Source organism: Anaerolineales bacterium (assembly GCA_015075725.1).
Lineage (GTDB): Bacteria > Chloroflexota > Anaerolineae > Anaerolineales > Villigracilaceae > Villigracilis.
The window spans coordinates 3,975,908-3,993,652 of the sequence record JABTTV010000001.1; the positions used below are offsets into that span (position 1 = coordinate 3,975,908).

Consider the following 17,745-nt stretch of genomic DNA (forward strand, 5'->3'; position numbering starts at 1 on the left):
AAGCAACAAAAACGCCCTCCAGGAGAGGGCGCCTTTGTTGGTTGATTTGATCTATTCACCTACGCTCGACACATCGTTGGACGGCCGCCATTGAGACCACTTATCCGTAGCCGGGTCGATCGTCATATTCCCTGCGGGTCCGCCCTGCCAGAAGGCCTGGAAGATATTCGGATTGCCGTCGCGGACGGTGGTAAACGCCAGGTTGGTGCCGCCGCAATCCCAGGTGGGACCCGAATCCAACCCTTCGTAGTCGGTAACGCGGTATTCCTTGTTGGCGCGGAAATCGAAGGAGTAAACATCCAGGTTGCCATCCCGTTCAGACTGGTAGGCAATACGATCACCTTCGGGAGACCAGACCGCGTTGATGGTCTTGCCGTCCGTTGTGACCCTTTTCACCTGACCGGTATCGATGTTCATCGCGTAAAGATCGGTGTTTCCGTTTTCATCCTGAACGATATAGGCGATCAATTTGCCGTTGGGCGACCAGGCCGGGAAGATTTCATCCTCCGCGGATTCAGTGAGCCTCTTTTCTGTGAGCGTTTCCACATCGAGGATGTAGATGTCCCAGTTGCCGTTTCGATTGCTTTGGAAGACAAGTTTCTCGATATCTGGCGAATAGAAGGGGTTGATATCATCAGCCGGATTGCTCGTAATCTGGGTCTCTTCGCCGGTTTGCTGGTCGATCGTAAACAGGTCGAACCGTCCGTTCCTGTCGCTTTGGAAAACGACCGTCTGGGCATCGGGTCCGTACATCGGGTTCGTATTATTGGATTGCGTCTCCGTCAGGCGAGTCGCCTCGCCGGAGCCGAGCAGGTCCGTGTAATACAACTCGACATTCCCATCGCGGTTGCTCTGGAAGACAACCCACGAATCATTCGGAGCGCGGCTTGGGCGGCTGTCCACCGCTTCATCCTTGGAGAGGTTGTATAGTTTGAAACCGGGCTGGCCTTCGATCCCGTCCAGGCGATAGATTTCGAGGTTATCGTCGCGGAAGGTATGGAAGACAAGACACTGGATACAAATGTCCGGCTCAGCCGGGGCGACCGATCTAATTGGTTCCACGCAATCAGCCATTGCAACGCGGACTGTGGTGCCCGAGGGATTGGTCAGATTCAGGATGAGCACCTGGTTGGGTCCGGTCACCGTTATCGTCATGCTTTCGCCAGACCTCAGTCGGACATTCCCGCTCTGAATGACCACGCCGTTCTGGTCGGTTATCGTAAACGCGTATGGCGCAGGCATATCGCCACCATTATTTGTGATGGTGAATTCAGCCACATCGGTTGAGACACAAATGCCGTTGGCGGTCAACGCGGGCGGCGGCGGAGGAGGCGGGACGCAGGCGGTCATATCAACAACTGTCGTCAGCGTCGCATCACTCGGAGTGGCGAATGTATAACTTGTGGATGAGCCGGTTACCGTCAGGGTGATACTTTGGCCCGCCAGCAGGGATATCGTGCCGGTTTGTACCACAACTCCGCCTGCATCCGTGATCGTATAGGGATATGGGACAGCCATATTCGTGCCGTTATTTGTAAGGACAAAGGTGGCGGTACCTCCCACTGAAGTGCAGACTCCGGTGATGGATAAATCGGCAGGCGGGGGCACACGCGGTCCACCTGCAGGTCCCGCCGCCACACACGCGGTCATATCCACAGTGGTCGTAAGTGCGACATCATTGGGTGTGGCGAAGGTATAACTCGTCGATGAACCGGTCACGGAAATCGTTGTGCTTTGGTTCGCGCCAAGGTCGATCTGACCTGCGCCCGCCACCGCGCCGTTCGCATCCAAAATCACGTAGTCGTACGGCGCCGCCATGGCATTCCCATTGTTTGTGATCGTGAAGGATGCCGTACCCGTGTTCGATGTGCATGAGCCGGTTATGGATAGATCAGCTGGTGGAGGCGGCGGCGGTGGAGGGGAGGTCACACAAGTGGACATATCCACAAGTGAAGATAATGAGGCATCGTCCGGCGATGACAACGCATAAGAGGTGGAAGGTCCGGTAACTGTAATGGTGGTACTCTGCCCAGATGGCAGGTTGATCGTCCCGGTATCCACGACTGTGCCGTTTGAGTCGGTAATGTTGTAGGTATACGGGGTCGTCATCGCGCCGCCGTTGTTGGTGACGGTGAAGACCGCAGTTCCGGTATTCACTCCGCCGCAAGCGCCTTGAACTGTAAACACTGGCGGATTCACCGGCTGAGCGCTGGTTGCTGTCGGCGTCGGGGTGGGTTTCAGGGTGCATGAACCGGTCACGTTCAAGGTCACAGAGGATAAGAAGGAGGTTTTATAGGTCACCGTCATGTTTGCGTTGCCAGCGCCGTTCACAGTAACGGATTGACCGGGCTGCAAGTCCACAGGTCCGGATTGCGCCGGATCGGAAAGGACAAATGTCCCATCGCTCACACTTCCCGAAATATTCGTGATAAGGAAGGTGGCAGATTGATCGACGTTACAAAAGACCTTAAGATCCAGTTGACCATCGACCGGCGTGCTGGTAGGCGATGGGGTGAACGTGATCGTAGGCGTGTTTGTCGGCTGCGGCGTGTTGGAAGGCGTGGGCGTATTGGACGGCGTCCTTGTCGGCCTCGGGGTTCTCGTATTTGTCGGTGTCGGAGACGGACCCGGCGTATGTGTGGCAGTAGGCGTGCGGGTAGGCCTCGGAGTCCGCGTCATTGTAGGAGTAAAAGTATTCGAAGGCGTGGGTGACGGCCCGGGAGTTTTCGTAAGAGTGGGCGTACGGGTGGCAGTCGGGGTTCTTGTATTCGTCGGGGTCTGGCTTGGACCCGGCGTTTTCGTTGCAGTGCCTGTTGGAGTAGCCGTCGCCTGAGGGAGGGGAAGACAGGTACCGACCGCCTGCAGGTTGACGGCATCCAACTGGGAAGTTGAATACGTCACCTTAACCGTGGCATTCCCGGCTGCGTTGAAGGAAATGCTCTGATTCGGATTCAGATCGAGCGAGTTCGTAACCGGGTTCTTCCCCGGTTCAGAAACCGTGTAGCTTCCACCCGACAATGGACCGCCGATATTCGTGATCGTAAAGGTCGCAGTCAGGTCATTGTTACACGCAACCCCCAAACCGACATAAGGATCGTCGACCGCAGCAGCGCCTGCGTTCCCCTGGTTGCCACCAGGCTGCGGAGTAGGCGTTTCTGTCGAAGTTGGCTCAATGACCACGCCTCCCTGCCCACCCTGAGCGCCCGCATCCCCCGCTGATGTGGGTGTACTTGTCGGCGTATTCGTGGGTGTGGCTGTCGCCTGATCCTGAGGTCCCACTTGAGCCGCTTGCGCCTCTTCGGACGGGGTATTTGTTGGGGTCGCCTCTAAAGGAGGTTCCGTGGGCGGCGCCGGTTCCTCCGTAGGAGGCTCTGTAGGAGGCTCTGTAGGCGGCGCAGGTTCCTCCGTGGGAGGTTCTGTTGGAGGCGCAGGCTCTTCCGTGCCCCCCTCTCCGCCAGTTCCTTCCAACCCCTGACCCGGAGCACAGGAAACCACAAGCAAGGACACGATCACAAGGATGGATAGAAATTTGAACAGGTCAAGTTTGGCATTCGAAAACCACATATCTACCTCACTAAATCTAAACGGCTCGATAAAAAAAGATTGACGTTTCTTTCGCCTGGAATCGTATTCATAGACATTAAATTTGTAGCGAAAACCGCCCGAAAAGGGTTCGTTAAGCGACAAATATAACAGCAGTGAACAATTATATTGCCGTGCAAAGCAAACGGCTGAAATGTATTAGAATTACAATATTTCCTTAGAAAATTCGATCCCCATCGAGTAGAGAGAGTGTACCATGAAAAATTTAACGAATAAAAAAGGTTTCTTAATCCTTACAGCCGCCTTTATCCTCCTGTCAGCCTGCGGACCAAAAGATAATTCTGAAGATACAGGGGTGGCAGCCCCCGAGCTGCCTGTCATCACCGCGGAAGCAACGGTTCAATCCCAGACCTTCACCCATATTAACCGCGATGTACTGCTCGACCCCGCCAAGACCTCCGACGCAGATTCGCTCCTGGTGAGCGGCTATTTATATGAAGGGCTGGTCACGGTCGATTCCAGCGGAAATATTCAGCCGGGTATCGCACAATCCTGGACCGTCTCAGACGACGAACTGGACTACATATTCGAGATCCGTCCCAACACACGATTCAGCGACGGCTCACAGATCACCGTGGATGCGATCGCGGATAATTTCAACCGCTGGTTCGAACCCAACAGCCCCCTTCACGGGGACGGGAACTTTCCCTCCTGGCTGAATCGCTTCCTGGCTTTCAACGGCGAAAGAGAGGCAAATAACCGCGCGGTCTCGCAAGTGGACGGAGTTCAGAAGGTGGACTCCAATACCTTTATCGTCCACCTTAATCGCATCGAACCGCAGTTGTTGAACTATCTCGCGGAACCGGCGTTTGCGATCCTGAGTCCCGCGTCGCTAAGCAACCCCGCATACGGCACAAGCCAAAGCACCATCATCTCCAGCGGCGCGTATGTCATTTCTTCATGGACCGAAGAAGGCATGACTCTCAGCCCCAATCCACAATACTGGAATGCGGCCGGCGGCGAAGATCTCAAATTTATCTGGAAATAGGTTGATTGCTAATGGGATTGCTCGGAGTTGGGGTCTTCGCTGAGCAATTGAACGGCATGAGGGAGGACAGGAAAGATAAAGCCCAAATTTTCCACCGCACCCCTGGGGCTGCCGGGCAGGTTGACGATGAGCGTCCGGCCACGAATGCCTGCCACAGCGCGGGAAAGCATGGCATGATGGGTTTTCTTGAGCGATCCAGCCCGCATGACCTCCGCGAGACCCGGCGCATCTTTTTGAACGACAGCCCGAGTCGCTTCGGGGGCGATATCACGCGGCGCAAAGCCGGTACTTCCCGTCGTGAGGATGATGTCCATTTCGCCGCCATCCGCCCATTCGACCAGCGTCTGGCGAAGCGCTGACTCATCGTCGGGAAGGATGACCTGTTTTAAGACCCGGCAGTTTTCAGCTTGAAGGAAGGAGGCGAGAGCGGGTCCGGATGCATCCTGCCGTTCGCCGCGCGAGGAACGATCCGAGAGGGTGATGATTCCAAAGCGAAGCGTCATATGAACATCTTTGCAAAAACACGGTCTTCGGGAACCAGGTCCCAGCCGGATTCTTCGTAAAACCGCTTTGCGGTCTCGTTATCGTCCATCACCACCAGAAGGCATTTGATGCAGCCTTTTGCCTTGAGTCGTTTTTCCACTTCAGCCAGGAGCAACCCACCAATTCCCTGACGACGAAAATCCCCATGCACTGCCAGGTGATAGATCATCCCGCGCCGGCCGTCGAACGCACCGATGATCGAACCGATGATCCGGTTTTCCAATTCAGCGACAAGGAACAGGTCCGGGTCGCGTTCCAACTTCTTTTTGATCTCGCCGGGCGTATCCGACGGACCGACATGCATGCCGGTCTCGATGCCCTGCCAAAGACTCAAAAGGCTGCCGTAATCGTTCTCGAAATCGAATTCGCGAATCTGAACCGCGGGGGTCATGCGGAGATGACCTGCCTGAGCAGGTTGAAGAGATCGTCCGGCATATAAGGTTTCATCAGAAAACCGTCCGCCCCCTGGTTCATACATTCCTCGCGCACATTCGCCCCGGAAGACATCAACACCCGCACCTTTGCTATATCGTCGGAGGCGCGCAATTGCCGCAAGACATCGAGCCCGCTTTGACTGAAGAGATGGACGTCCATCAGGAGGACATCCGGGTTGACGGATCGGACTGCCGCAATCACATCGGCATCGGCGGCGAGAGACACAACTTCGTACCCCTCCATTTTGAGAAGGGTATCGAGCAGGGAAACCATGGTGACATCATCTTCAGCGAGAAGAATTTTTGGGTTTGACATTCTTTTTTGCCTTCCTCGCGGCGGGTTTAGACGGCTTGCCAGTTTGCTTCTTCTTTTTCACCTTCGTTTTTTCCAACGCGGCATCGATGACATCCTCAACGGAACCGGCGAACACGAACTTCATGGATTTCCGAATTTCGTCGGGCACATCGTCCAGGTCTTTCTGGTTTTGATCCGGCAAAATGACGGTTCCGAGCCCGCTGCGGTGAGCCGCCAGCACCTTCTCCTTAACGCCACCAATGGGCAGGACCTGGCCTCGCAGCGTGATCTCGCCGGTCATGCCGACCTGCGGGTTGACCTTTCGCCCGGTGATCAATGACACCAACGAAGTCGCCATTGCAACCCCGGCGGATGGACCGTCTTTGGGCTGCGAGCCTGCCGGGATATGCATGTGGATATCGTGCTTGTCGAAGTATTCGTGCGTTATGCCAAAGGAGCCGGAACGCGAACGGACATAAGACAATGCCGCACGCGCGGATTCCTGCATGACGTTACCCACGGAACCGGTGATCTGGAATCCGCGCCCGCCGGGCATGGCGGTTGCTTCGACCAAGAGAATATCGCCGCCGAAGGACGTCCATGCGAGGCCGGGGACCACGCCGGGAATCGAAGTGCGCTTGTTCAATTCTTCAGGACCGAGGAAGATCGGGGTATCGAGGAAGGATTCCACGAGCTTCGGGTTGATGCGATATTTCTTCGCTTTGCCCTCGGCAATGTGCGTGCCAACCTTGCGGCAGACCGCGCCGATCTTGCGTTCAAGATTGCGGACGCCCGCCTCGCGCGTGTACTGGCGGATGATCATCTTGAGGGATTCGTCGTTAAAGGAAACCTCATTCTTTCGCAAACTATTCTCGCGAATCTGACGCGGAATCAAATATCCGCGCGCGATCGCCATTTTTTCCGATTCGGTGTAACCGGAGAGATAGATCATCTCCATGCGGTCGCGCAACGGACCGGGGATATAGTCCAGTATATTGGCGGTGGCGATGAAGAAGACCTGCGAGAGGTCGTATGCCACTTCAAGGTAGTTGTCGCGGAACTCGCTGTTCTGTTCGGGGTCGAGCACTTCAAGCAAAGCCGAAGACGGGTCACCGTGGAAATCGTTGGTGAGCTTATCCACCTCATCGAGCATGAAGACGGGATTCTTCGAGCCGATGCGCCGCAGAGATTGCAGGATGCGCCCGGGCATCGCGCCGATGTAGGTGCGGCGGTGCCCGCGAATTTCCGCTTCGTCACGGATGCCGCCGAGCGAGGCGCGGATGAACTTGCGCCCCATGGCGCGCGCGATGGACTGGCCGAGTGAGGTCTTGCCGACGCCGGGCGGACCGACAAAGCAGAGAATCACACCCTCGCGCTCGCGGCGAATCATGTCGGTGGATTCCTCCTTTTTATCGTTGATGCGGTCGAGACGCAATTTGCGAATCGCGAGAAATTCAAGGATGCGGTCCTTTACATCATCGAGCCCGTAATGGTCCTGGTTCAGGACCGCGCGCGCATGGGCGATATCGAGGTTATCCCCGGTGCCGGTCGACCAGGGAAGCGAGACAAGCGTATCGAGATAGGTGCGAATCACCCCGTATTCGGCGGCGGCGGTCGGAAGGCGGGACAATCGATCCAACTCGCGCTTCGCCTGCGTATCCGCCTCCTCGGGCATTTTCGCCTCTTCGATCTTCTTGCGGAACTCTTCGATCTCGACAGCCTGTTCGTCCCGCTCGCCGAGTTCGCGCTGGATGGCTTTCATCTGTTCGCGCAGGAAGTAATCGCGCTGGACCTTTTCGATCTCGCCGCGCGCCTCGTTCTGAATCTTCTGCCCGATGGTGAGGACCTCAGCCTCGCGCACGAGCAGACCGATGAGCTTCTTCAGTTTGTCGTAGACCGAATCGATCTCGAGAATCTCCTGCGCATCCTTCAGTTCGATGCGCTGGAAGTTGGCGATGGTGTAAACGGTTTGGAGCGGGTCTTCGAGCGAGAGGATCGAGTTCGCCAATTCCTCCGGGAAGGAGGGAATCATCTGGGTGATCTGTTGGAATTGGTCGCGGGCATTGCGGGCAAGCGCATCCGTTTCGATGCTCTTCTCGTCGCTTTCAGGCGCGCGGAGGATGTGAGCCTTGAGGTAAGGCTCTTCCTGCACGAACTCGCCGAGGCGGAATCTATCCATGCCCTGGACCAAAAGCCGCACGGTTCCATCCGGGGCGCGGAGGAGGCGATGAACTGTGGCGATGGTCCCGACCCGATACAATTCGTTCGGACCCGGGGTCTCCTGCTCGGGGTTGATGGCGGCGACGAGTCCCACAAGTTTATCCCCGCCGACGACATCGTCGACGAGGCGAATGGAGCGCGGCTGCCCCACCGTAAGCGGGACAGCCGTGTTGGGGTAAACGACAACACCGCGTAGCGGCAGGATGGGCAGGACATCGGGAATATTCATTTTCTCTTCAGCACCCCCCGCACCAGGAGCGGTGGAACCGCCCGCTTTTATCTGAGTAATCAAAGAAGAAAGCGTGAGTTCCGGAAACTCACCGTCGGATTCATCCAATTTCTGGAGGAATTCCTGCAAACCGGAAAGCCATTTTTGAGCAGGCATCGAGGATTCAACCTTGGTTCGTTTTTTCTTTGGGCAATGTGATGGTCAGAAAGCCGTCCTGATATACAGCAACGGCAAGATCCGCGTCGACAGGGCCGGGCAGGGTGACGGCGTTCGCAAATTTTCCGGAGCGAATCTCCATCTGGTGATAGGCGCGACTTGCGGAAAAATCCGGACGGTATCCCATGATATACAATGTGCCATCCTGGAGGGAAACATCGAAGTCCTCCTCGCGCATCCCCGCTATTTCCATGCGCACGATATAGGATTCTTCCGTTTCGTAGACATCTGTGGAAGGCTCCCACAGGCTGGACTTGACCTGCCAACTGACCGCGTGAAGGATCCCGCGCCGGACCTCCATGAGCGTATCTCGCGTTTTTCGAACCACGGTAGGCATTGGAACAACTCCTTGAACTTTATCCTACATCCCAGCGCCCCCGGAGAGAATCGAACTCCCAACCAACAGCTTAGAAGGCTGCTGCTCTGTCCATTGAGCTACGAGGGCTTTCCCTATATTTTACCTGACTATCCTTCAGCCTGGCTCAGGATCGGCCGCAACCCGCGATAGACGCGCGGACCGGCAATGGTGCGCAGGATGGTGTCGGCGGATCTGCCCAGCCTTTTGCTCAAGTCCTCGGGGGTCATGGGGATGTTGCCATTTGCAAGGAAAAGCCGAAAGACCGCCTCGACCAGGGCCGTGCGCGGATCGACGAACTCGGGCAGCTGCGCGCAATGACTGATGAGCGCATGCTGGATGCCATCCACCTGTTTCACCTCCGCGGTGTGAGGGTCGATCCAATCGATCAATTCGCCCTCCTCGATACCCGCCAGGGATTCCTGGTGTTCGGCGCAAAGAAAGGAGCGCAGGAAGACGTGCCAATCGCGCTCGTTCTGTTTCCACCATTCGAAATCGATGTGGAAGGGCGTCTTTGCAGTCGGCTTGAGCAGGCTCACGCTGCGACCTCCTCAGCCAGACGGAAGTGCAGGTCGCCGACATGCTTGAAGAGGGGATTCGATTCCAACGCGGCAAAGATCGGGGCGGGCGGCACGCGGCGGACAAGGTTCACCGCCGCATACAACTCCTGCGCATGGACGTGACCCTGGGGATTCGATTTCGCCAGTTCGCGCATCACCATAAGCAGCAGGTCTTCGAAGGGGCGCTTCTTTTCCCAGACCGGGTCGAGCGCCTTGAAATCGGGCACATGCACGACCATGCGTTCGTTGAATTCGGCTGTGATGGGCTGTTTGAGCATGGCAAAGACAAAGCCGCCATCCGAGCCGACCATGACGGTGCGCACCCAATCTTTTGCGGAACGCTGGGTGCGCGCCTCGACGATGACTTCGCCGGGTTTTTCGCCCCTGCGGACCTGCACCAGCGAACCGGGAATCAATTGATGCGCCTTGTACCATTCACGCAAACCGAAGACATAGCCATGCTCGAGCACGACCCAGGCAGGGATGCGCTGACGGGTCTTGCCGTCCACCAGGGTAAAACGCACGCGCGGGGATTCATAAGCGGTGGGGAACAACTTGCGCGTGCGCGGCGAGACGGGAAGCGTCCCGGCGCGAAGATGCGGGTAGATCAACGTGATGCTGACGGACGAAATCTCCTCACGGGATTCGGCGCCATCTGTGCGGGTCAGTTCATCATCGAGCTGGGCTTCCAATGCCGCCATTTCGGGAGAAAGGAGACTCCGATCGTGCGTAATCTCAACGTAGCGAAGCGGCGGAGGGACTTCGCGCACAAAGTCGGGTTCGAGGCGGCGAAGACACCAAAGCACCTGCCCGGCCGGGCCGACCTCGTCGAAGCGGTCATCGGCTTGCATGGCATAGTTCAAGGAAAATTCAGCCAGTTTCGGGTTGACACCGGCGGGGAGTTCGGAATCCTTGATCAGATCGGCGGTCGGGAGCGGTTCGCCCCCAGCCATATCCAAGACGGCTTCGACGAGATTCAACTGGCCTTCGTTGATGTCGATCAACAACGCGCGCGGAAACCAGCGGCCGGCGATCTTCACCAGCCCATCGTCTGCGGCAAAGGCGCTTTCGAGTTTCCCAGCGAGTTCATATCCGTGCTCGGAAAGGATGGCGCCCGTGCCCGATGCGTCGTCCGCGGGTTTTTCAACGGGCGCTTCATTGAGCGGATGCGACGCCAGCCCAGCCGCAAACAAACGGGTCGACTGGTCTTCGAATTCGACGGTGATGACATCGAAGGATTCCACCGAGGGGTTGACGCCCGCGCGGATATTTTTCACCGTGCCGGTCTGCCAGCCAAGCGCAGGGAAGACCAGCACTTCACCGATGGGATATTTTTCCCTGGGAAGAAAAGGTTTACCCTCCACATTTTTTTTCCCGGCAGATTGTTTCTCAGCCAGCAGGCGCGAATCGACCAGCTCCGCGACGAGTTCGTTCGCGGTGAGAGGCGTTTCCCGTTCAAAGAGAAACGTGTGCAAGTTTTCTACGTCTTTGGGCGTTACCTGGAAATTCAACCAATAGTCGTTGGGTAGTGTAATTGCGCCGGGCATATTCAGCCTTGATGTGAGATGTTCCTTTTGAGAGGCGGTCGAATTATACCTTCCTTGCGTAAAATCTCACAGGTTAATGCAGAGTAAGAATTCACACACTTTCTTCATCCGCTTTTAACCGCCATCATGTAAATTCGATGAAATTTTTTCAAAGGACCTCCCGCAAAGGCCAATCCATCATTGCGATCTTTGCCGCTTTCCCCGCCGCCAATGAGTGCGGCGACGGCATTCATGCAAAACATCGAAAAGGAAACCCGATATGAATAAAACTTCGCTCATCCTGACCGCGTCGTTGATCGCAGGTCTTCTTGCGGCTTGCGGAGGAAGCGCTCCGCTTCCGACCGCGACCGAGCCGCCCGCGCCGACCGAGGCGATCCCTTCGCCGACTGCCTCTCCGATCCCAACCGTCGAGGTCGTTCCCGCAACCGAAGTTCCGGCAACGGATTCCCCGGCGGCAACCACAAGCGGATTTGCAAGCAGCGTTTACCCGATCTTCGAAGCGAAGTGCATCAAGTGCCACGGAGTGGAGCAAGTAAAGGAAGGCTTGAGCATGTTGAGCTACGATGAACTGATGGCGGGTTCCTTCAACGGACCGGTGGTGCTGCCGGGCAACGCCGATGGAAGCCTGCTGGTGGACCTGATCGCGCGCGGCAAGATGCCGAACCGTGGTCCGAAGGTGACCGAGGGGGAGCTGCAAATCATCAAGGATTGGATCAACCAGGGGGCGTTGAATAACTAAGCGCTTCTGTTCAAGTCGCCGCCCGCAGCGGCGTTATTACGAGGAAAATGCGATAAACCCAGCGCCGGGGACGGCTCTGGGAGCGGGTCTTGGAATGAGCAGTTAGGACGCTGACGTTTCCGGCGTATGACGCCGCCGGGGACGGCTGCTTTGAGCAAACGGGAGATCGCTTCGGACTTCGTCCTCGCAATGACATCAATTCCGGGGGATGCTTTATAATTGCCGAAAGCCATGACCGAGCAGACATCGCGCCCGCAAGCCCAGCACATCATCCAGCCGCCGAGAACGCAGTTCCTGACGAACTTCAAACTACCGGATGTGAGCTTCTGGCAGGATGACCCGACGACGCCGAACGGCATCAGTTTCGCCAAAATGGCGACCATGACGCGCGGGGTCATCATCCGGGCGGGACAGGGTTCGTTCGAAGACAGGGTCTTCAAAACATCGTGGCGGAACGCAAAAACGGCGGGATTGCTGCGCGGGGCGTACTGGTTCTACGACAGCCGCGTGAACCCGAAACGTCAGGCGGAGAAATGGGCCGAGATCATGGGGAACGACCCCGGCGAGATGGAAATGTGGGGCGATTTCGAGGACCAATACGGAGGTCCGTACGGAGGCTGGCGCAACTGGTTCGATTTCATGGAACGCGTGAAAGCCCTGATGCCGAATCAAAAACTCGGCGTTTACACCGGTTATTATTATTTCCAGGAACACGCGGCGGGCGTGCGTTACTTTGCGCAATATCCTTTGTGGATCGCATGGTACAACCCAACCGAGCCGCGCATCCCGCCGATCTGGGAGGATTGGACGTACTGGCAGTTCACGTCGAACGGCGACGGGGCGCTGTACGGCGTGGAAAGCCTCGATATCGACCTGAACTATTTCAACGGGACGGAAGCGGATTTCCTCGCCCGTTACAACGCAGGCACAGCCCAAGCCACGCTGATCGCAAAATTCGGCGACACGCTTGTGGAATACAGGAGAGTCTCATGACCCAATACAGCATGTCCCCCATCAGCAGCGGCACGCGGATGAGGAAAGACCACAATACGTTTTCAGCGGTGATCACCTCGTTCAACCGCGGTCAATTGGTGGTCGGCGATGAAATCTGGGAGGCGCCCGCAGACGGCAACGAAGTAAAGAAGGGCGACAAATGGCTGCGCGTGACCTCGGTGGACGGGGTGAACGTGACGGAGCGCGGCTGGATGGCGTACATCCATAAAGGGGTGCCGATCTGCGACGGTTTCAAGGAGATCGAAGACCCCACGCCTCCCCCCGGACCTGTTTTTCCGGAGTCGTTCACGCTGGTAGACCCGAGCGGGGCGAAGGCGGAGTATAAGTTCGTTAAGATCATTGAGGGTTGATGGTTGGAGGTTGGGGGTTGATGGTTGGAGGTTGGGGGTTGATGGTTGGGGGTTGGGGGTTGGGGGTTGATGGTGGGAGGTTGGTGGTGGGAGGTTGATGGTTAGGGGTCGAGGGGGGATTTGACTGCCATGCCGCCGCGCTGAATAACATGGGTGTAGATCATGGTAGTGCGGACGTCCTTATGGCCGAGCAGTTCCTGTACGGTGCGGATGTCGTAGCCGTTTTGAAGCAGATGGGTGGCAAATGAGTGGCGGAAGGTGTGGGGGCTGACGCGTTTTTGGATCCCGGCTTTTTGGGTAGATTCTTTGATGGTTCGCTGCAATCCGGATTCATCCATGTGATGGCGGCGTTCCCTGCCGCTGCGAGGGTCGAGCGATCGTTTGGGGGAGGGGAAGAGGTATTGCCAGGCAAGTTCGCGGCTGGCGTTCGGGTATTTGTTTTCGAGGGCGGTGGGGAGGTAGACTTCGCCAAAACCGGCTGAGAGGTCTTCTTCGTGAAGGAGGCGGACGCGTTCGATCTGGCGGCGCAGGTCGGGGATTATGGAATCGGGGAGGGGGGTGACGCGGTCCTTTTCGCCTTTGCCATCGCGGACGGTGAGGGTTTTGTATTCAAAGTCGACGTCTTTGACGCGCAGGCGCAGACATTCCATGAGGCGCAAGCCGGAGCCGTAGAGAACCTGCGCCATGAGTTTGTTCAGCCCATTCATCCGGTCGATGATGCGGATGACCTCTTCGCGGCTGAGGACGGTGGGGAGGCGTTCGGGTCGTTTGGCGGCGGAGAGGAGGATGGGTTCGATCTCTTTATGCAGGACTTCGCGATAGAGGAAGAGGATGGCGGAAAGCGCCTGGTTCTGGGTGGAGGCGGCAACGGTGCGTTCGGTGGCGAGGTGGATGAGGAATGCCCTGATCTCCTCTGCGCCCATTTCGAGGGGGTGGCGCTTCTTGTGGAAGAGGATGTACCGGCGGACCCAGTCCAGATAGGTTTCTTCGGTGCGGTTGGAGTAGTGCCTGGAGCGCAGGATTTCGCTCATTTCGTCGAGGATCTTTTTTGCCATGAGTGCTTGACTTGGTGGTTGGGGTCGGTATAATGGTGGAGTGCTAAGTGGTTGTGCTTTTTAGACTGAGGGCTGCCAGCATTTTACACCATTCTCGAGAGTTTCTGTCCATAGGTAGTTATGTTGAGGAGCTCAACCGAGTATCTAGTTAGCTTGCTCATTCAATTCGATTATTGCAGGGTGATATGAAGCACAAGAAGCAATTCCTGGTCGTTGTCTCATCAGCAATTTTTGCATTGCTACTCCTGTTATCCTGTTCAAAACCAGTGAAGGATGCGGAGAGCTTTGTAAATTGCCAAAATGGGAAGAACCCTACCCCAATTACCAAGGACTTCCAGTTTTCAGGTGATTTACTTTTCGTGAAAAGTGACGATTCCGAAATTCTTGCATTTAACGGAGAGACGCACGAGTTTAATTCAGTATTTCACATGCCAAATGATGAGCTTTACCATGTGTCACCATTATCCAAGGATGGAAAAACACTGGTAATTTTCCATCAAGATCCAGCTGCTTTGGAGAATCTTTCCATCACATTCATATCAAATCGTGGAGCAATAGAAAATAAAAACGTTCGTGTACCGACTTTGGAGCAAAGTAGAGATAAAATCATCGCATGGTTTCCAATATCTTGGGTAAATAGCAATTATTTGCAGGGAGTTTTATACGAAAAAGGAAATTCCGGGGATGAGTTATGGGAAACATGGTTATTGAATCCATATGAATTGGAATGGAAATCTTTATCAAGCATCAGTAATGGTATCAATCAAGCTCAACATAGCGGTTTTTCAATTTCGCCTGACATGACGAGGGTCCTGTACATCAATAACCAATACCATCTTGTTTTGTACGATTTGACTCAAAGCAAGGATATATGGGAATACAGTAACTACGATGGCATAAATCCAGTGATGACTTCACCAGTCCTTGCCGACGCAATTTGGTCTGAAGATGGCAAGATGCTCGCACTGCCTATTTCAACTGGTGTTCCCGAAAATCGAGAGGGCATTCTAGTTATAGATCAAAATGGAAAAACCCTCCGATTGATGGATTTTGGAATGCGGCAATTTGGATTGAGCTGGTCTAACGACAAGAATTTCATTTCGTTCTATGGAAATCAGCGTACGGGACTAACACCTGCGAGTGATATGCAATCAGTAATTCGCGTGATGGACGCGAACTCTGGTTTATCAAGAGATTTATGTATACTCAGTGAAAACACAGAACCACGAGGAGGCATTATTTGGTCGCCAGATCAACAATTTCTGGTATATGCCTTACAAAACAACAATGCGAAGCGAGACGAATTTATAATTCAAAAGTTGAATGATCCTCAACTACAGATAATCCCATTCGACAAGGACTGGCCAAACTTTGATTTTTTAGGCTGGTCGACGGAGCCTTGGGACAAAGCAGGAAATTAATAGAAAAGCCTTGATATGCAAAAGGTCTACGCTACTCGCATGAAAGCAAGCTAACAATGCGTGCAGTGGACAGGTGGGTACGCGCCGCATTTTCAAGCCTTTTTCGCGGCTTTGGGTTTTTCCCGTTTCGACGGCGAGCCTCGTCCCGCCCACCTGCCACTAACGCGAGCCGTTGGGCAGGCAAGAGCAAAACCATCTTTTTAGCGGTGGCGTTTCTTCAAGAAAAACTTTGAGTCCGATTTTCAGCAAACAAGTTTTCAAGTTCTCGGCTTTTTCTTTCGGCTTTGTTTTCTTCGTTGGCAAAAGTTCAGGTTCATTTTTGTAGGTTTCCAAAATCGGCTTGTCTTTTCTTCGCCAGCAGTTTTGTTTAAGTTTGGTTTTGATTTGCAAAGTCAGTTTCTTTTAGCCGTGTTCGTGGTCGGTTTTCCAGGCTCTCAAAATTAGCGCGGCTTCTTTTCGCAAAGTTTCAGGTAAGTTGAGTTTGTAAAATTTTGTCGGTTTTGTTGGCATTGTTGGTTTTGGGTCAAAATCAGGTTTTCCAAAATCAGCGTTCTGGCAAGTTCTAGTTTTGGTCATTGCTAAAAGATAAGTTGTGTGTAAAATTCAGGCGTGTTGGCGGTGTTATCTTTTTTCGGCAAAGGTTTTGGTAAGTCAGCAGCCTGCCCAACAAAGCGTGCAGCAACTGTCTTGAAAGTCAAGAGCAAAACCACCATTAAAGGGAAGACCAGTCCGTCTCAGACTATGACCCTCTGCCTGAACGGGACCTGATCTCGCATCATCGCGTTCAAGATCGTTAGAAACTTCCGCATACACGCGGTCAGCGCCACCTTCTTCTCCTTGCCGCGCTTCAACAGATTCTCGTACTGCACCTTGATCGTAGGATTGTAACGACACGCCACCAGGGTCGCCATGTATAAGACACTGCGCACATCTGCCCGTCCTCCCTTGGTCTTGCGATAGCCTCGTTTCCTGCCGCTGTCGTGGTTCATCGGCGCCACTCCCACCAGCGCCGCAATCTTCTTCCGGTCCATCTTTCCCAACTCCGGCAGGTCCGCCAGGAATGTAGCTGTGGCGACCGGTCCCACGCCCGGTGCGCTCGCCAATATCCTGCGTCCCACCTGCCACTTTTCCTGCCCTGCAATAAACACACCGATCTGATCCTCCACATCCTTCTTCTCTGACTGTATGCAATGGATGATCCGCTCCACCGAAGCCTGCAAACTGGGCTGGATCGTCCGCAACCGGTTCTTTTCTGCCTTTATCATCTCCTCCAATTGCCTGCGTCTGACCAACAGCCCGCTCAATTCCCGTTCCTTCTCATCTTTCCCCTCGTACAACCTCGGTTTCACCCGCTCTCCAAATACAGCCAGGATCTGGGCATCCAGCTTGTCCGTCTTCGCCAGCAGACCGCACGCGCGCGCGAATTGCCTCACCCGGGATGGGTTCACCACTGCGACCGCCAAGCCTTTCCGAAATAAGCCTGCCACCACCGCCCGCTGGTAGCCGCCCGTGGCTTCCACGACGATCCGTTCGGGCTCGAGGGCTTTCATATCCCGGATGAGTCCGGCTATCCCTTTTTCATCGTTCCCTGTCTGGCTGGCTTTGGTCTCCCCCAGTACCGCAATATCCAACCTGTCTTTCGACACATCGATCCCTACGTACTTTCCACTACTTGTTGCCATTTCTTCCTCCTCTCCGTATAATGGAGTTGAGCCCACGCTAGTATTCGGTCTCTGACGACCTTTCAACTGTTCGGGCTCACCTGACGATAGGACATGGCGATCATGCTGCACGACGGTCTCCAACGACCTCCTGACGGTCGATCTGCCATGTCCTGCTTAAAGATACTACCTGACGCTGGGGACTGCCGCCTTCGGCGGCGTGCGCACATCCCAAGCCTTTTTTCACGCCTTATCATTTTTCCAGTTGGACGGCTTCGCCGTCCCCGCCCCAGCGCAGGTAACGCAAACCGTTGAAACTGTCGAAGAAGTTCCCTCTTAAAAATCGACCTTTTGAACGTGGGAGGGAATCGCTGAAAAGCGCCCGGTTTTTGGGGTTCCGCACAACATTTTGGATTTTTTGGGCTGTTTTTCAGCCTGTTGTGGGAAAATTTTTAGCTCAATTTTGAAGCAAAGGGTTTTTCGACAGTCTCGTTGGGATCGTCGTAAATCTTTAC

The 17,745-nt window shown here is 55.0% G+C and carries 16 protein-coding genes and 1 tRNA gene; 5 read left to right on the forward strand and 12 right to left on the reverse strand.

The features are described 5' to 3' along the window. Window positions 1-51 precede the first annotated feature (51 nt). Window positions 52-3,564 (reverse strand): PD40 domain-containing protein, encoded by a 3,513-nt coding sequence (locus HS100_19010; GenBank protein MBE7436015.1) that lies wholly within the window; start codon window positions 3,562-3,564, stop codon window positions 52-54. Between the two features lie 235 nt (window positions 3,565-3,799). On the opposite strand from HS100_19010, the gene HS100_19015 reads away from it, so the two are divergent. Continuing rightward, window positions 3,800-4,591: a hypothetical protein gene (locus tag HS100_19015; GenBank protein ID MBE7436016.1), complete on the forward strand. Its 792-nt coding sequence runs from the start codon at window positions 3,800-3,802 to the stop codon at window positions 4,589-4,591. 8 nt (window positions 4,592-4,599) lie between these two features. Here the strand turns inward: HS100_19015 and HS100_19020 are convergent, their stop codons facing one another. The 8 genes from HS100_19020 to HS100_19055 form a co-directional block, all read right to left on the reverse strand. Next, a complete protein-coding gene (locus HS100_19020) occupies window positions 4,600-5,094 on the reverse strand; it encodes a MogA/MoaB family molybdenum cofactor biosynthesis protein (protein ID MBE7436017.1) in 495 nt (164 codons plus the stop codon). Next, window positions 5,091-5,525, reverse strand: coding sequence for a GNAT family N-acetyltransferase (locus HS100_19025; protein MBE7436018.1), 435 nt, complete (start codon window positions 5,523-5,525; stop codon window positions 5,091-5,093). The genes HS100_19020 and HS100_19025 overlap by 4 nt, the downstream gene beginning before the upstream one ends. Beyond that, window positions 5,522-5,884 (reverse strand): response regulator, encoded by a 363-nt coding sequence (locus HS100_19030; protein MBE7436019.1) that lies wholly within the window; start codon window positions 5,882-5,884, stop codon window positions 5,522-5,524. The genes HS100_19025 and HS100_19030 overlap by 4 nt, the downstream gene beginning before the upstream one ends. Then, complete coding sequence (gene lon / locus HS100_19035; protein ID MBE7436020.1) at window positions 5,856-8,312, reverse strand: endopeptidase La; 2,457 nt, start codon at window positions 8,310-8,312, stop codon at window positions 5,856-5,858. The genes HS100_19030 and lon overlap by 29 nt, the downstream gene beginning before the upstream one ends. A 163-nt stretch (window positions 8,313-8,475) precedes the next feature. Then, window positions 8,476-8,865 (reverse strand): Hsp20/alpha crystallin family protein, encoded by a 390-nt coding sequence (locus HS100_19040; protein ID MBE7436021.1) that lies wholly within the window; start codon window positions 8,863-8,865, stop codon window positions 8,476-8,478. 35 nt (window positions 8,866-8,900) lie between these two features. Further along, a tRNA-Arg gene (locus HS100_19045) sits at window positions 8,901-8,973 on the reverse strand. A 20-nt stretch (window positions 8,974-8,993) separates the two neighbouring features. Then, window positions 8,994-9,422 (reverse strand): hypothetical protein, encoded by a 429-nt coding sequence (locus tag HS100_19050; GenBank protein ID MBE7436022.1) that lies wholly within the window; start codon window positions 9,420-9,422, stop codon window positions 8,994-8,996. Continuing rightward, the gene (locus tag HS100_19055) at window positions 9,419-10,990 is read right to left on the reverse strand and encodes a hypothetical protein (protein ID MBE7436023.1); all 1,572 of its coding nucleotides are present in this window, start codon (window positions 10,988-10,990) and stop codon (window positions 9,419-9,421) included. The genes HS100_19050 and HS100_19055 overlap by 4 nt, the downstream gene beginning before the upstream one ends. 259 nt (window positions 10,991-11,249) lie before the next feature. On the opposite strand from HS100_19055, the gene HS100_19060 reads away from it, so the two are divergent. The 3 genes from HS100_19060 to HS100_19070 all read left to right on the forward strand — a co-directional run bounded on the left by HS100_19060 (window position 11,250) and on the right by HS100_19070 (window position 13,093). Further along, on the forward strand, window positions 11,250-11,729 hold the full coding sequence (locus tag HS100_19060) for a hypothetical protein (protein ID MBE7436024.1): 480 nt from the start codon (window positions 11,250-11,252) through the stop codon (window positions 11,727-11,729). Between the two features lie 231 nt (window positions 11,730-11,960). Beyond that, the gene (locus tag HS100_19065) at window positions 11,961-12,722 is read left to right on the forward strand and encodes a glycoside hydrolase family 25 protein (protein MBE7436025.1); all 762 of its coding nucleotides are present in this window, start codon (window positions 11,961-11,963) and stop codon (window positions 12,720-12,722) included. Further along, a complete protein-coding gene (locus tag HS100_19070; GenBank protein ID MBE7436026.1) occupies window positions 12,719-13,093 on the forward strand; it encodes an NfeD family protein in 375 nt (124 codons plus the stop codon). The genes HS100_19065 and HS100_19070 overlap by 4 nt, the downstream gene beginning before the upstream one ends. A 101-nt stretch (window positions 13,094-13,194) precedes the next feature. Here HS100_19070 and HS100_19075 read toward each other — a convergent pair whose 3' ends face one another. Further along, a complete protein-coding gene (locus HS100_19075; protein ID MBE7436027.1) occupies window positions 13,195-14,124 on the reverse strand; it encodes an integron integrase in 930 nt (309 codons plus the stop codon). Between the two features lie 209 nt (window positions 14,125-14,333). On the opposite strand from HS100_19075, the gene HS100_19080 reads away from it, so the two are divergent. Beyond that, window positions 14,334-15,569: a hypothetical protein gene (locus HS100_19080; GenBank protein MBE7436028.1), complete on the forward strand. Its 1,236-nt coding sequence runs from the start codon at window positions 14,334-14,336 to the stop codon at window positions 15,567-15,569. Between the two features lie 159 nt (window positions 15,570-15,728). Here the strand turns inward: HS100_19080 and HS100_19085 are convergent, their stop codons facing one another. Together HS100_19085 and HS100_19090 are read right to left on the reverse strand one after the other, a co-directional pair. Beyond that, on the reverse strand, window positions 15,729-15,959 hold the full coding sequence (locus HS100_19085) for a hypothetical protein (GenBank protein MBE7436029.1): 231 nt from the start codon (window positions 15,957-15,959) through the stop codon (window positions 15,729-15,731). 344 nt (window positions 15,960-16,303) lie between these two features. Beyond that, the gene (locus tag HS100_19090; protein ID MBE7436030.1) at window positions 16,304-17,251 is read right to left on the reverse strand and encodes an IS110 family transposase; all 948 of its coding nucleotides are present in this window, start codon (window positions 17,249-17,251) and stop codon (window positions 16,304-16,306) included. Window positions 17,252-17,745 lie beyond the last annotated feature (494 nt).

What these genes read in the sequence shown, in the direction of transcription:
- HS100_19010 (MBE7436015.1), bottom strand. Translation starts at nt 3,564, where the DNA reads ATGTGGTTTTCGAATGCCAAACTTGACCTGTTCAAATTTCTATCCATC.
- HS100_19015 (MBE7436016.1), top strand. Translation starts at nt 3,800, where the DNA reads ATGAAAAATTTAACGAATAAAAAAGGTTTCTTAATCCTTACAGCCGCC.
- HS100_19020 (MBE7436017.1), bottom strand. Translation starts at nt 5,094, where the DNA reads ATGACGCTTCGCTTTGGAATCATCACCCTCTCGGATCGTTCCTCGCGC.
- HS100_19025 (MBE7436018.1), bottom strand. Translation starts at nt 5,525, where the DNA reads ATGACCCCCGCGGTTCAGATTCGCGAATTCGATTTCGAGAACGATTAC.
- HS100_19030 (MBE7436019.1), bottom strand. Translation starts at nt 5,884, where the DNA reads ATGTCAAACCCAAAAATTCTTCTCGCTGAAGATGATGTCACCATGGTT.
- lon (MBE7436020.1), bottom strand. Translation starts at nt 8,312, where the DNA reads ATGAATATTCCCGATGTCCTGCCCATCCTGCCGCTACGCGGTGTTGTC.
- HS100_19040 (MBE7436021.1), bottom strand. Translation starts at nt 8,865, where the DNA reads ATGCCTACCGTGGTTCGAAAAACGCGAGATACGCTCATGGAGGTCCGG.
- HS100_19055 (MBE7436023.1), bottom strand. Translation starts at nt 10,990, where the DNA reads ATGCCCGGCGCAATTACACTACCCAACGACTATTGGTTGAATTTCCAG.
- HS100_19060 (MBE7436024.1), top strand. Translation starts at nt 11,250, where the DNA reads ATGAATAAAACTTCGCTCATCCTGACCGCGTCGTTGATCGCAGGTCTT.
- HS100_19065 (MBE7436025.1), top strand. Translation starts at nt 11,961, where the DNA reads ATGACCGAGCAGACATCGCGCCCGCAAGCCCAGCACATCATCCAGCCG.
- HS100_19070 (MBE7436026.1), top strand. Translation starts at nt 12,719, where the DNA reads ATGACCCAATACAGCATGTCCCCCATCAGCAGCGGCACGCGGATGAGG.
- HS100_19075 (MBE7436027.1), bottom strand. Translation starts at nt 14,124, where the DNA reads ATGAGCGAAATCCTGCGCTCCAGGCACTACTCCAACCGCACCGAAGAA.
- HS100_19080 (MBE7436028.1), top strand. Translation starts at nt 14,334, where the DNA reads ATGAAGCACAAGAAGCAATTCCTGGTCGTTGTCTCATCAGCAATTTTT.
- HS100_19090 (MBE7436030.1), bottom strand. Translation starts at nt 17,251, where the DNA reads ATGGCAACAAGTAGTGGAAAGTACGTAGGGATCGATGTGTCGAAAGAC.